At 65.8% G+C, this 13484-nt stretch carries 9 protein-coding genes and 1 pseudogene; 4 read left to right on the plus strand and 6 right to left on the minus strand.

The window, feature by feature from the left end:
* Positions 1 to 186: 186 nt before the first annotated feature.
* Together ppsA and MMF96_RS18675 are read right to left on the minus strand one after the other, a co-directional pair.
* Positions 187 to 2601 (minus strand): phosphoenolpyruvate synthase, encoded by a 2415-nt coding sequence (ppsA, locus tag MMF96_RS18670; protein ID WP_256884392.1) that lies wholly within the window; start codon positions 2599 to 2601, stop codon positions 187 to 189.
* A 143-nt stretch (positions 2602 to 2744) separates the two neighbouring features.
* On the minus strand, positions 2745 to 3563 hold the full coding sequence (locus MMF96_RS18675) for a pyruvate, water dikinase regulatory protein (protein WP_176617007.1): 819 nt from the start codon (positions 3561 to 3563) through the stop codon (positions 2745 to 2747).
* A gap of 337 nt (positions 3564 to 3900) precedes the next feature.
* Between MMF96_RS18675 and MMF96_RS18680 the strand changes: the two genes are divergently transcribed.
* Positions 3901 to 5358: an MFS transporter gene (locus MMF96_RS18680; protein ID WP_256884393.1), complete on the plus strand. Its 1458-nt coding sequence runs from the start codon at positions 3901 to 3903 to the stop codon at positions 5356 to 5358.
* Between the two features lie 523 nt (positions 5359 to 5881).
* On the opposite strand, the gene MMF96_RS18685 is transcribed toward MMF96_RS18680, so the two are convergent.
* From MMF96_RS18685 to MMF96_RS18700, 4 genes are all read right to left on the minus strand, one after another.
* Positions 5882 to 6694, minus strand: a complete 813-nt coding sequence (locus MMF96_RS18685) for an SWIM zinc finger family protein (RefSeq protein WP_176617005.1) — start codon at positions 6692 to 6694, stop codon at positions 5882 to 5884.
* Positions 6687 to 9068, minus strand: coding sequence for a DEAD/DEAH box helicase (locus tag MMF96_RS18690; protein ID WP_256884394.1), 2382 nt, complete (start codon positions 9066 to 9068; stop codon positions 6687 to 6689). The genes MMF96_RS18685 and MMF96_RS18690 overlap by 8 nt, the downstream gene beginning before the upstream one ends.
* On the minus strand, positions 8989 to 9738 hold the full coding sequence (locus MMF96_RS18695; RefSeq protein ID WP_256884395.1) for a hypothetical protein: 750 nt from the start codon (positions 9736 to 9738) through the stop codon (positions 8989 to 8991). The genes MMF96_RS18690 and MMF96_RS18695 overlap by 80 nt, the downstream gene beginning before the upstream one ends.
* A gap of 704 nt (positions 9739 to 10442) precedes the next feature.
* Positions 10443 to 11090, minus strand: a complete 648-nt coding sequence (locus MMF96_RS18700; RefSeq protein ID WP_176617003.1) for a GntR family transcriptional regulator — start codon at positions 11088 to 11090, stop codon at positions 10443 to 10445.
* 113 nt (positions 11091 to 11203) lie between these two features.
* On the opposite strand from MMF96_RS18700, the gene MMF96_RS18705 reads away from it, so the two are divergent.
* The 3 genes and pseudogenes from MMF96_RS18705 to MMF96_RS18715 form a co-directional block, all read left to right on the plus strand.
* Entirely contained in the window at positions 11204 to 12277 is a 1074-nt protein-coding gene (locus tag MMF96_RS18705; RefSeq protein ID WP_256884396.1) for a succinylglutamate desuccinylase/aspartoacylase family protein, read from the plus strand.
* Position 12278: 1 nt separating this feature from the next.
* Positions 12279 to 13223: an ABC transporter substrate-binding protein gene (locus MMF96_RS18710; protein WP_256884397.1), complete on the plus strand. Its 945-nt coding sequence runs from the start codon at positions 12279 to 12281 to the stop codon at positions 13221 to 13223.
* 38 nt (positions 13224 to 13261) lie between these two features.
* A pseudogene (locus tag MMF96_RS18715) lies at positions 13262 to 13484 on the plus strand (amino acid ABC transporter permease); the annotation flags it as partial.

Below are 13484 nucleotides of genomic sequence, written 5' to 3' on the forward strand. Positions count from 1 at the left end.
ACCGGACGACCCCGCGAGCTGATGGCGACCACCCGCCAGCCACTCAACCCTGCCCAAAAACAAGGACGAAAGAACCTTCAAAGAAAACCCGCCCAAACCCTTGACGAAAAACATAGGGACACCCCCCTGCCCAGTCCCGTCTGCCAGGGCTCCGCTCCGTCCAATGCGCCGCAGCCGGGGCCCCGATCAGCCCGCCAGCACTCCGGCGGCGGCACTGGTCTCGCCAACGGTGCCGCCGGCAAGCCTGAGCCAGGTGTCCACCACGGTGTCGGGGTTGAGCGAGACCGAATCGATGCCCTCCTCGACCAGCCACTCGGCGAAGTCCGCGTGGTCGCTGGGGCCCTGGCCGCAAATGCCGACGTATTTGCCGCGCGCATTGCAGGCCTTGATTGCCATGCTCAGGAGTTTCTTGACCGCCGGGTTCCGCTCATCGAAGCCGCCCGAAACAATGGCGGAGTCGCGGTCCAGGCCCAGGGCCAGCTGCGTCATGTCATTGGATCCGATGGAGAATCCGTCGAAGTGGTCAAGGAAGCCATCGGCAAGCAGCGCGTTGGACGGAAGCTCGCACATCATGATCACCTCGAGTCCGTCTTCTCCACGGCGCAGCCCGTTCTCGGCGAGCAGATCGATGACTCCGCGGGCCTCGTCCAGCGTCCGCACAAACGGAATCATGAGCTTGACGTTGGTCAGTCCCATCTCGTTGCGGACAAACGCCAGTGCCTCACACTCGAGATCGAAGCAGTCCCTGAAGGAGGGCTCCAGATACCGTGAGGCGCCCCGGAAGCCAAGCATCGGGTTCTCTTCATGCGGCTCGTAGGCGGGCCCGCCAATAAGGTTCGCGTACTCGTTGGACTTGAAGTCAGACATCCGCACGATCACCGGCTCCGGCGCGAACGCCGCCGCGATCGTGGAGACCCCTTCGGCCAGGCGCTTGATGTAGTAGTCACGCGGCCCGTCGTATGCGGCAATCCGCTCCCGGATTTCCGCAGCGACGTCCTCCGGCTCGCTGTCCAGGTTCAGCAGCGCCTTGGGGTGGATGCCGATCTGGCGGTTGATGATGAATTCCAGCCGGGCAAGGCCCACACCGTGGTTGGGCAGCTGGGCGAAGGTGAACGCCTGTTCGGGTGTGCCCACGTTCATCATGACCTTCACGGGCGCCTCGGGCATCTGGGCAATCGAGGTTTCCTCGACGCTGAAGTCCAGCAGTCCGGCGTAGATGAAGCCTGCCTCGCCCTCGGCGCAGGAGACGGTGACGTCGACGCCGTCGGACAGGGCCTCCGTGGCATGGCCCGTTCCGACGACGGCGGGAATCCCCAGTTCGCGCGCGATGATCGCGGCGTGGCAGGTGCGTCCGCCGCGGTTGGTGACGATGGCGGAAGCGCGCTTCATGATCGGTTCCCAGTCCGGGTCCGTCATGTCCGCCACGAGGACGTCGCCGTTTTCAAAGGCTGCCATCTGGTCGATGGAGGTGAGGATCTTGACGCTTCCGGCCCCGATCCGCTGCCCGATGGCGCGCCCTTCGGCCAGGACCTCGCTGGAGCCGTTGAGGCGGAAGCGGCTCTGCGTGCCGGGCGCCCGCCGGGATTGGACCGTCTCGGGGCGCGCCTGCAGGATGTACAGGCCGCCGTCGAGCCCGTCCTTGCCCCATTCGATGTCCATGGGGCGCCCGTAGTGCTTTTCGATGGCGACGGCGTGCCGGGCGAGCTGCTCGACGTCGTCGTCGGTGAGGCTGAAGCGCTTGCGCAGGGCCGGCTCGACCGGGACGAAGTCGATGGTGCGCCCGATCTCGCGGCAGTCGGTGTACGTCATCTGGAGGGCCTTCCCACCCAGCCCGCGCTTGAGGATGGCGGGGCGGCCAGCCTCCAGTGCGGGCTTGTGGACGTAAAACTCGTCCGGGTTGACGGCGCCCTGGACCACTGCCTCGCCGAGGCCGTAGGAGGAGGTGACGAACACTGCGTCCTGGAAGCCCGATTCGGTGTCCATGGTGAACATGACGCCGGAGGCGCCGACGTCGGAGCGGACCATGCGCTGGACCCCGGCGGAAAGTGCCACCTCCGAGTGCTCGAACTGGTGGTGCACGCGGTAGGCGATGGCGCGGTCGTTGTAGAGCGAGGCGAAGACGTCCTTGATGGCCTGCAGGATGTTTTCGATTCCGCGGACGTTCAGGTAGGTCTCCTGCTGTCCGGCGAAGGAGGCATCCGGCAGGTCTTCCGCTGTCGCGCTGGAACGCACGGCCCAGGACAGGTCGGCGTCGGCTCCGTGCTTCTGGACCAGCTGCTGGTAGGAGTCGCGGATTTGCGCTTCGAAGCCGGGCGAAAACGGCGTTTCGCGGATCAGGTGCCGGATCTCCTGGCCGGCGGCGGCGAGCGCCGTCACGTCGTCGGTGTCCAGGCCTTCCATCCTGTCGATGATCCGCTGGCCAAGGCCCGAACCGGCCAGAAACTGCCGGTACGCGTCCGCCGTCGTGGCGAAGCCGTCGGGCACCCGGACGCCGGCCGAAGTCAGGTTCTGCACCATCTCCCCGAGGGAGGCGTTCTTGCCGCCCACCCGGTCCAGATCCTTGAGGCCGAGTTCGGAAAACCACAGGATGTCTGTCGTCATGTTTGCTACTCCTTTGTAGTGTGTTGCCGCAGGCGCACGGCGCCGGTGGCGGGGGGCCGGCGTTGCGCGTCCAGTCCACAGTGACAGGTCTGCAAAAGGGTTTCCACATGACATGCGCCACACCCCGCATGTGAAATTTTTCCCTAATGCTTGAATTGCATCTTTTGCAGTATTGTGGCCGCCATTTCCTCCACGGAGACCGTGGCCGAATTAATATACGGAATCCCGTGGGACTCGTACAATCGCTCGGCGCTGCGCAACTCGAACCCGCACTGCCGCAGGGACGCGTAGGAGGAGCCGCGCCGTCGTTCCGTGCGGATCTGGCTCAGTCGCAGTGGATTGGTGGTCAGGCCGAAACACTTCGACACAAACGGTGTCAATGGCTTGGGGAGGCCTTCGTGCTCAAAGTCCTCGTCCACCAACGGGAAGTTCGCGGCGAAGATGCCGTGCTGCAACGCCAGGTACATCGTGGTGGGCGTTTTGCCACAGCGGGACGGGGCCACCAGGATGATCTGCGCTTTTTCCAGCGCGCGCAGGCTCTGGCCGTCGTCGTGCTCCATGGCGTACTCGACCGCCGTCATCCGCGACTGGTAGCGGGCGGCGTTCCCCAACCCGTGGGCCCGCCCGGGCTCCCCGCTCGCGTGCGCCCCAAGTGCCTGCTCCAGCTGGCCGACATGCGTGCCGATGAGGTCCACGAGGATTCCCTGGCAGGTGCCCAGGGCCTGGCGGATGTCACTGCCGACGGCGGTGGAAAAGACTATCGGCAGCGGGCCGGTGGCGGCGAGCCCATCGATGGTCCTCACGACCGAGCGCGCCTGTTCCGCGGTGGTGATGAAGGGGATGGTGTTGCGGTCAAAATTGTTCGCCGGGAACTGCGTCAGCAAGGTGTTGCCGAGCGTCTCCGCGGTGATGCCGGTGCTGTCTGAGAGAAAATAGACGGGCCGGGGAACGTCATTGGTCATAAGGCATTGTGCACCACGGACGTCACGGGGAGGAATTTGGACGGCATGCGTGTTTCCTCGGGCCGGCGCCCCGGGGCAGGCGGGCCGGAGGAGTTGCCGCAGGGGCAGCCGCAGGCGCCGCATTCAACCACTACCGTTCATCGGGTCAGACACAGACCCGTCTACGGGCAGCGGGCAGGTTCCCGCCGCCGTCCTTGTGGCGATTCCACGGTGTGGACTGGATCCGGAATGGGGAATACTTAGGTAGTGGCATCGGGTTGTCACAATTGGTTTGACACGTCGTTCGCACATCGTCGGGCCCCACAGCGCGTCGCCTGGTGCCGTCACGAAAGAAGCAATGCAAACAGTCCAACCATCCGCCATCGTCCGCCGTTCGTGGCCGCTCATCGCCGTCCTGGCAGTCACCGGCGCCTGCGCATCGTTCATGTTCACGCTGGTGGTGCCGATCCAGGCGCAGCTGCCGGAGCTGTTGAATGCGCCGCGGGGGGCCACGGCGTGGGTCGTGACCATCACGCTGTTGACCTCGGCCGTCGTCACACCGATCGCCGGCCGTTTGGGCGACCTTTACGGCAAACGCAAGATCATCTTGGTGCTATTGGTGGCGCTGGTCATCGGCAACATCCTGGCCGCCGTCTCGACAGGCCTGTCCATGCTGCTGGTGGGGCGCGCCCTGCAGGGGCTGATGAGCGGCGTCATCCCGCTGGGCATTGCCGTGCTGCGCGATCATTTGCCGGCAAAGCGGGTTGGCGGGGCGGTGGCGCTGATCAGCGGCTCGTTTGGCTTCGGAGCCGCGCTGGGCCTTCCCATCAGCGCGTTTATTGCAGAAACCCTGGACTGGCACGCCCTGTTTTGGACGGGCGCGGCGATGGGTGTGGTGCTGCTGTTCCTCGTGGCGTTGATCGTGCCCAAGGACGCCGAGTTTGCCGTGGGCAGCTTTGACTACGTCGGCGCAGCGGGCCTGTCGGCCGGCCTGTCCGGCATCCTGGTGGCTGTTGCCCAGGGCAACGCGTGGGGCTGGGCATCGCCGGCCACCCTGGCCACGGGTGCGGGCGGCATTGTGCTGCTGCTGGCATGGGGCGCCTTTGAACTGCGGCTCAAGGACCCGGTGGTTGACCTGCGTGTTGCTGCGCGCCCGGCCGTCCTCATGACGAACCTCGCCTCGGTCGCCCTGGGCTTTGCGTTCTTTTCCTCGCAGGTGCTCTTTCCCCAGTTGCTTCAGCTGCCGACGGGCACGGGAGTCGGACTGGGCCAGACCCTGATCTCGATTGGCCTGATCCTTGCCCCTGCTGGCGTGGTGCAGGTCGCCATGGCACCGGTGGCCGCCCGTCTGAACCGGACCGTCGGCGGCCGTGCCACGATGGTGGTCAGCGTCATTGTCATTGGCTTTGCCTACGCACTGGCGTTGCTGGCGTCTTCAGAGATCTGGCAAATCCTGGTGGCCAACGCCTTGGTGGGGGCCGGCATCGGCATTGGCTACGCCTCCATGCCGCTGTTGATCATGGGCGCGGTGGAACCTACGGAAACAGGTGCAGCGAACGGGTTGAACTCCCTGATGCGCTCCCTGGGCACAAGCAGCGCAGCCGCCGTCATGGGCGCAGTCCTGGCGGCATCCAGCGTTGGCCACCAGGCACCGACGGCGGACGGCTTCCAGCTGGGTTATGTCATCGCCCTCGGCGCCACCGTGGCCGCCGGCGTGCTGGCACTGTGCATCCCCCGGCCCCGCCGGCAAGCTGCCCACATGGTCGTCCTTTCCGAGCCCGACTTCGAGCTCGACGCCGACGCGCCCCAGCGCTGAGGCGCCCGGCGCTGAGGCGCCCTCCGGCGTACGACGGCGGGCGCCCGCCGTGCGTTTGAACGGCCAGCGGGAGCCGGGCCCTCCCTGGTCCTTGACTCCCGGCAGGCCGTGATGATCGACTGATCCGGCGTGCGCCGCAAGTCCTGCGCGAACGCGACTGGATTCCGGGCGGCCGCTTCTTGGCCTGCCCGGTACCCGAAACGAATCCGTCTATCTCTGCCATTCGGGTCAGCGGGGCACCGGCACCCGCGCGCTTGTAAACGTCGGTGAGTCGCCGCCTTTTTAAAAGGTCCTGCAGGTCCTGCGTCATCGCACAACTGCCACCTGAAGGCCCAAAACATTGGCCGCGGGGGCAGCCGAGCGCAAGGACGGGTTCCCCTGACCGGTCTCGATGGCACGAATGGTGCGTTCCGGCATTTCGGCAACCCATTGCCCAAATGCCGTTTATTCGCGGGCCTTGGTGCTCATGATCCATGAATCGGCAAAATCCTGCCGGTCCAGCGCCACGGGTCGACGGAACGGCTCAACCCTCCCCCGCCGCGCGGAGTGCCACATAGGCAGGGCCCAGCACCTCCGCCAACGGCCGGGACCGGACCGTGACGTTGAGCGCCGGCGCCTGGTCAAGCAGCAACCCCCGGGCATTGGACCCGCGCCGCAGGGGCACCGGAACGGGCGCCGCAAAAAAGGTCTCGAGCACTTCCGTCAAGGGCGCACCCGCCCGGGCCCCGGAATCACCGTCCGCCGTGTGCAGGCGGCCCAGGAGGTCCTCACGTTCCCGCCCCCGCCAGGCAAGGATCCGGAACGGGTCCTCATCGAATTGTTCGGCCAGCAGGTAAAACACGGCGGCCAGGTGCTTGCAAGGCACCTCCCAGTCGGGGCAGGAGCAGTCCATGCCCAGCTCCCGTGCACTGCCTGGGAACAGGGACAGCCCCGCCGTCGCGAAGACATCTTCAATGTCGGCCGGCATTTCCCCGGACAGCAGCGTTGCCACATACCAGGCGTTGCCGGCGAGCGCTTCCTCCACGGCGGTCCACTCGGACTTGCCGAAGGCGGAGATGCCGATCCGAACACGGTAGGGTTTCGACCGTGAGCCCTGGACGCTGGCGGTGACGGTGCCGGCACCGACCTCCAGGGAAATCACCTGCCCGCGCCTGGCGTAGTTGCGTCCGCGCTGCAGCCGCCCGCCCACGCCCAGCCCTTCCAGCACTTCAATGAACCGGCCCGACCACCAGGTGGTGCCGATGGCGCCGCGGACGCTTTTGGCCTTGACCCCGCCTTCCACGCTGCGCGGGACCGTGTGCGGGTAGAACGGGGACTCGTAGCGGCGCCTACTCATTGACGGCCTCCTTGCTCAGTGCGAACAATTCACGCAGATTCTCGGTGGACAGCTCGGTCAGCCAGCCTTCGCCGTCACCCACCACCATGTTCGCCAGCGAGGCTTTCTCCTCGATCATGGCGTCAATCCGTTCCTCCAGCGTGCCCCGGCAGATGAACTTGCGCACCTGCACCCGTCGTTTCTGGCCGATGCGGAAAGCCCTGTCCGTGGCCTGGTTCTCCACGGCGGGATTCCACCACCGGTCCAGGTGGATGACATGGTTGGCGGCGGTCAGGTTCAGGCCGGTGCCGCCGGCCTTGAGCGAGAGCAGGAAGATGGGCGGGCCGTCGGAGGATTGGAAGCGGCGCACCAGCTCGGTGCGGTTTTGCCGGGAGGTCCCGCCGTGCAGGTAGGCCACATCGGTGTCGAACCGGGCGGCCAGGTGTGGCAGCAGCATCTCGGCAAATTCGGTGTACTGCGTGAAACACAGCACCTTGTCGCCCTCGGCAAGGATCTCCTCGAGTATTTCCTCCAGCCGTTCCACCTTCCCGCTGCGTTGGCCCACAACCGAGCCGTCGTGTAGGAGTTGGGCCGGGTGGTTGCAGATCTGCTTCAGTTTGGCCATTGCGGCCAGCACGTTGCCCCGGCGTTCAATCCCGTCCGAGCCGTCAATTTTCTCCATCATGTCGTCAACCACCGACTGGTACAGCGACGCCTGTTCGTTGGTGAGCGTGTAGTACTGCTTGATCTCAATTTTTTCCGGCAGGTCGTCGATGATGGACGGATCGGTCTTCACCCGGCGCAGCAGGTACGGCCTGGTGACGGCGCGCATCCGCTCGGCGGCACCTTCATCGCGGTGGCGTTCGACGGGGATGGCATAGCGGGTGCGGAACAGTTCCGGCGTGCCCAACAGGCCGGGGTTGAGGAAGTCCATGATCGAGTACAGCTCCCCCAGGCGGTTCTCCACAGGGGTGCCGGTCAACGCAATCCGCTGTGCGGCGGTGAGCCGCTTGACGGCCTTCGCGGCACGGGAGAGCCGGTTCTTCACCGCCTGCGCCTCATCGAGGACCACCCGGTTCCAGGACACCGCCTCAAACACCTCCACATCACGCGTCAACGTGGTGTAGGTGGTGACCAACAAGTCAACGCCATCCAGACCGTCGTCGAACTCCTCACCACGGCGCCGCTCCGAACCATGGTGCACCCGCAGGCGCAGGGCGGGCGCAAATTTTGCCGCCTCGGCCTCCCAATTTCCAATCAGCGACATGGGGCACACGAGCAGGGTGGGGCCGGCGTCGGGCTGCCGTTCGCGGTTGAGCGCCTCCAGCGCCAGCAGCTGGATGGTCTTGCCCAGCCCCATGTCGTCCGCCAGGCACGCCCCGAGCCCCAGCGAGCCAAGGAAGTCCAGCCAGGCCAGCCCCCGTTCCTGGTAGGGGCGCAGTGTTGCCGTGAAATTCGACGGCGGCGCAACCGTTTGGAGGCTGGCCTCCGCCGAGCCGTCAAGCAGCGCACCCAACCAGCCATCGGCTGTGACGGCGGCAATTTCCAACGGCAGCCCGGCGTCGTCGGGGTGCGCACCGGCCAGGCGGAGCACGTCCGCCACCGTGCCACGCTGCAGGTCTCCGCGGCGCAGGAAGTCGATCCCGCGGCGCAACTGTTCGGGATTGACGCTCACCCACTGGCCGCGCAGCCGGACCAGCGGAGCCTTGGCCTGCGCCAGCGCGGCGATCTCCTCGTCGCTGAGGGTGTGCTCCCCCACGGCCAGGCTCCAGCGGAAGTCGCACAGCTGCTCCCGCCCGAAGGCGGCAGGCTTGCCGGTGTCGTCGCCCATCGGCGTGGCCGCCGAAAGCTTCAGGCCCAGCTTCGATTGCCTGTCCCACCAGGCGGGCAGCTGCACACCGAACCCGGCGCCGTCCAGGGCAGGTGCCCCGTCCTGCAGGAACGCGAAGGCCTGCTCGCTGGTGAGTTCCAAACCTGTGGGCCGGCTCTGCCGAAGCCCCGTTTCAAGGCCGGGATAGGCGCGTGCGGCCTTGCCAAGTTCCGCCAGCAACACCTCCTGGGGGCGGCCAAGCCACCGGGCGAGGGCGTCGCCGTCACGCCACACCTGGTCGGCCGCCACCAACAGGCTGGGATCCGCTGCGGATTGGAGCAGGAAATCCACCTTCCAGGGGTGGGTTTGGGCTGCGGCGTCAGGCGTGTCGAGGATGTCCTGGGCGTCCGGGCCGCCAGAATTTTCGGTAAGCCGGAAGGTGGCCCGTGCTGGCGCGTTGGCCTCCCTTGCATAGCTTCGCCAGGGGGCGAGTTCGTGCTCCAGCTCAGCGATCATGGTGGACGGCACGCGGATGCGGGCGTCCGGCCCTTGCAGGGCTTCCACCCAGGCCTCGACGGCGGGCACTTGGCGGTTTGCGTCCGCGGCGGGGCGGCAGCATGGCCATTCCCTCAGGCAGCCGGCCCCTCACCGTGGCGTCAACAAGTGCATCAAGGGCCAAGGCTGCCAGCGCACCCGCGTCCTCCGAATCCGGTGCGGACCGGAAAGACGGCGGCATGCCGACAATGAGATCGCCGAAGGCCAGTGCATCGGGGCCGCGCAACACCGCCCGCCACCGGGCCTCGGCCGCGAGGCCGTCGCCGGCGGTGGGACCGCCGGGGGTGGGATCGCCGGGCGTGGCGTCAGCGTCGTCGTCGTGCCCGGCGCCGGCCACCCAGACAATTCCGGGAAGCACCCGCGCGCGCCCGGCCAGCTCACCGGCAAATCGGACCAGCTCGGCCAGGTACCGCACGGAGGCGGCAATGCGGACATCGCCCAGCTGTTCCGAGCCGTCCCTGAGGGAGAGCTTGGGAAAGAACAGGGCGGCGGGGTCCGCGCCGTCGTCATCGTTGATGGTGGCGGCCAGATCCTGCGGATCGACCCACAGCACGGGAACCGTCCAGGGCAGCAGCGACGGGACCGTTGAACTGGTCGGCCGGGGGGCGATGCGCACAATCTCCGGAGAGTCCAGCGGCGAGCGTCGCAGGGACGGCAGCAACAGCGTCGTCTGGCCAGGCTCCCCCGCCTGCAGTTTCATGAGCGTTTCCGCAGATGTCGCAAAGGGGTGGGGCCGGGCCGACTTCAACCCCTGCTGGGCGCTCGTCACCGGCTTTTCGGAATCTTCGGACCACAGGCCCGGGCCGTGGTCAAGCGACCAGAATGCGTGAAGCACCAACAATGGTGTTGCCTTTCTCGCCGGAAAATTCGACAGCCCAGACTACCACCGCAGACCGCGCTCCGGGCGCGGGCTTCGGACCATGGAAAAACCGTGGCAGGGCCGTTCAGCTTGTCCGCCGGGCAAAGGAAACAAAAAAATTACACCACGTAATGGGACTTGACTTCGCTTTCCCAGTTCGAAGCGCAGTCAGCTGGCGTTGCCATTCTTTCGGGACAATGCGACAGTTCCCGCAACAAAGCCGGTGCCGTTCCGGCCCAAGGCGGAACCAGCTGGTCGGTCTGTGCCGATGGTGCGCAGGGCGCCAGCCCTCCGCGGGGGATTTTCCGCTGCAATGGCGTCGGACCTTGTACCCGGTTCCAGAGTGTCCGAAGCCGAGTCGAAGCCGTGGCCTGGCCATGCCCAAGGGAACGAACCGCCTCGCCCCGGTTGTCAGGAGGCGCACCCAGGCTGCACATGTGGTCTTGCCCCAATAGCTGCCGGCACCGGCTGCAAGCCGGTGGAGCTCCGCGATTTCCCGCATCGAACCGTCCGGGTCTGGGCTTCCGGGCAGGAAGCCAATGTGGCTAGGTGTCGGGAGTGTGGCAGCTGGCCAGCTCCTTGATCAATTCCTCGGTCTTGCCGGCTCGGGCAAGGCCCAGCAACCGCCGGTGCTTGGCCGCCACACCGGCGGCCTTGGCGCCGTCGTTCTTGTAGGAGCGGATGATCCGACGCTGAACTGGATTTTCCCAAATACCCTGCAGGGAATGCAGCATGTACTTGTTGGGGCACGGCGCCACGAGGGCCAGGTGAAAATCGGTGCTGGTGCGGAAAATCTCGTCAAAATCCGCATCGGTGACAGCCTCCGCCTCCACCAACGACATCTCAAGCCGTGCCAGTTCCATTGGCGAGTACCTGCCCTCGAAGCGGCGGATGGCCAGGGCCTCCACCTCGCGGCGGACCTCGTACACGTCAATCACGTCCGCATAGCTGAGGACCTTCACAAAGTAGCCGCGCCCGGGAATGAAGTCGGCCATGCCTTCATGCACCAACCGGGTCAGCACATCCCGGACCGGCATGCGCGAGACCCCATAGTCGGCGGCGAGCTGGTCCTGGACCAACTGCGCACCGGGGGCGAGAGTCCCATTGACGATGTCGTCGCACACCAAGTCATAGACGCGTTCGGCCAGCGGCCGGGCATCCCTGACGGCCGTTCCCTTCACTTTTTCTCCCATCGCTTCCACACCGATACATGGACTTTTTTAATATTACTTTTGGCCAAAGTATTGCACCCAACCGTATCCCCTGGCTACGCTGTATCCAATCTTAGAGATTGGATACAAACATAATGAGTTCCCACACCATCGACGCGATAGTCGGCATTGACTTTGCTGCTGCGGGCAGGCAGCTTGGCCACCTGGCCGTCGTGCACTCCGACAACGAGCACGACGGCGCCGTCATCCCGGTGCCGATTGCCGTCCTTTCCGGGCCGGCAGAAGGCCCCACCGTCCTGCTGACGGCCGGCACACATGGCGACGAATATGAGGGCCAGGTGCTGCTCCATGAACTCATCCGGGAGCTTGATCCGGCACGAGTCCGGGGCCGCATCATCGTCCTTCCGTCACTGAACCTGCCGGCCGTTCGCGAGGGACGGCGCGTTTCAGCCGTTGACCGCGCCAACCTCAACCGGGCGTTGCCCGGCGACGCCGAGGGCGGACCCACGGCCCAGATCGCCCACATCGTCGAGGGCGTGCTGCTTCCCATGGCGGACTTTGTCCTGGACATACATTCGGGCGGGTCGGTCAACGAATACGTTCCCTCCGCTTTTGTCTATTCCGGACCCACTGAAACGGACTGGTCCCGCAAGGTGGCCGCCGTCGAGGCCTTCGGACAGCCGTATTGCGTCATCGTCTCACCGGACTTCGTTTCCGGCTCCATCAGCGGCGCCGCCGACCGGGCCGGCGTCACCATGATCTCCACCGAACTTGCCGGCCGCGGCACCATCAACCGCCGCGTCCTCACCGATGCCCGCGCCGGGCTGTACCGGCTGCTCGCCCAGGTTGGCGTCATCGCCCCGCCATCGGGAACGGACGACGCCGGCCCCCACCGTGGAATCGACCCCGAAGCTGACGCCGTGGCCGGCCCTGGCATCACATACCTCGAACTGGGTCCCCGCTCGGCTGTCATGGCGCGTGCGGCAGGCCTGTTTGAACCCTCCGTCGACCTCGGCCAGCCGGTTGCCGTCGGCGACCTCATCGGCCGCATCCACTTCATCGAAGAGCTGGGGCGGCCCTGGCAGGAGTACCGCGCACACATGGAGGGACTTGTCGGCACCCTGCGCCACCCAACCCTTGTCCAAACCGGCACCACCTTGGTGAACATCGTCGTTCCCCTTGAATCCTCCTCACGAATGGAAAGCTGACATGAGAACATCCCGACGGATCCGCCTTGCCCTCGTTGCCGTTGCCGCGCTCGGCGGCATGGTCACCGTCAGTGGCTGCACCACCGCCTCCCAGGCCGTGGGAACGCAGGGAACCGGCGCTACATCTGGCACGGCCGGCTTTGACGTGGCGTCGGTCCCCAAGGATGCCGCCCTGGCCGCACTGGTCCCGGCGGCCATCAAGTCCGTCGGGACATTGACGGTGGGCTCGGATACTACCTTCGCCCCTGCCGAGTTCCTGGGCGGCGCGAACGGTCAGACCCCCATGGGGTTCGATGTGGACTTTGCCAACGCCATCGGGGCCACGTTGGGCCTGAAGGTCGATTTCGAGACGGCCGGCTTCACCACGATCCTGCCGTCGCTGGGCGCCAAGTACGATCTGGGGATTTCTGCGTTCTCCATAACCAAGGAGCGCATGAAGGCCGTGAACTTCGTTGATTACTACGCTGCGGGTTCCGTCTTTGCCGTACAGAAGGGCAACCCCCGGAACATCTCCGTCGATGACCTCTGTGGGAAGAACGTGGGAGTCCAGACCGGCTCCACCCAGGCGGACCCGGACCTCTCCGGCCGGTCCGCCGCGTGTGTCAAGGCTGGCAAGCCCGCCATAGTCGTCACGAGCCTGCCCACCCAATCGGACATCACCACGCGCCTGGTCAGTGGTGGGATCGATGCCATGGTCTCCGGCAGCACCACCATTGGTTACGCACTGACCCAGACCAGCGGCCAATTGGAGCTGCTGGGCAAACAGTACAGCCCGACGCCGGTCGGCATCGCCGTGGCCAAGAACGACATGCCGCTGGCGAACCTGGTGGCAAAAGTGATGAACAAGTTCATTGCCGACGGCACGTACGCCAAGATCATGGACCGGTGGGGCGTCGGAGTGCTCGCCATCAAGACGGCCGTGGTCAACCCCGAGGCAGCCCAATGACACAGACTCTGGTCTCAACGCGCCACTCATACACCGCCATGGACGAAATCCCCCTCATCAAGGCAATTCCGGTTCGTCATCCAGGCCGTTGGCTGGCCGCGGTGGTGATCGTTGCGGCGGTGCTGGCCGGGTTGCAGTCGATTTGGACAAATCCGCAGTTCCGTTGGGGCACGGTCCGTACCTATCTTTTTGATGTCCTGGTGATCCGGGGCATTGGCTGGACGTTGCTGCTGACGGTGACCTCGATGGTGATCGCGATCG

It is taken from the genome of Arthrobacter sp. STN4 (genome assembly GCF_024539665.1).
GTDB lineage: Bacteria > Actinomycetota > Actinomycetes > Actinomycetales > Micrococcaceae > Specibacter.

Bases quoted from the DNA above. Each gene is read 5' to 3' on its own strand.
- ppsA (WP_256884392.1), bottom strand. From the start codon at position 2,601: ATGACGACAGACATCCTGTGGTTTTCCGAACTCGGCCTCAAGGATCTG.
- MMF96_RS18675 (WP_176617007.1), bottom strand. From the start codon at position 3,563: ATGACCAATGACGTTCCCCGGCCCGTCTATTTTCTCTCAGACAGCACC.
- MMF96_RS18680 (WP_256884393.1), top strand. From the start codon at position 3,901: ATGCAAACAGTCCAACCATCCGCCATCGTCCGCCGTTCGTGGCCGCTC.
- MMF96_RS18685 (WP_176617005.1), bottom strand. From the start codon at position 6,694: ATGAGTAGGCGCCGCTACGAGTCCCCGTTCTACCCGCACACGGTCCCG.
- MMF96_RS18695 (WP_256884395.1), bottom strand. From the start codon at position 9,738: ATGAAACTGCAGGCGGGGGAGCCTGGCCAGACGACGCTGTTGCTGCCG.
- MMF96_RS18700 (WP_176617003.1), bottom strand. From the start codon at position 11,090: ATGGGAGAAAAAGTGAAGGGAACGGCCGTCAGGGATGCCCGGCCGCTG.
- MMF96_RS18705 (WP_256884396.1), top strand. From the start codon at position 11,204: ATGAGTTCCCACACCATCGACGCGATAGTCGGCATTGACTTTGCTGCT.
- MMF96_RS18710 (WP_256884397.1), top strand. From the start codon at position 12,279: ATGAGAACATCCCGACGGATCCGCCTTGCCCTCGTTGCCGTTGCCGCG.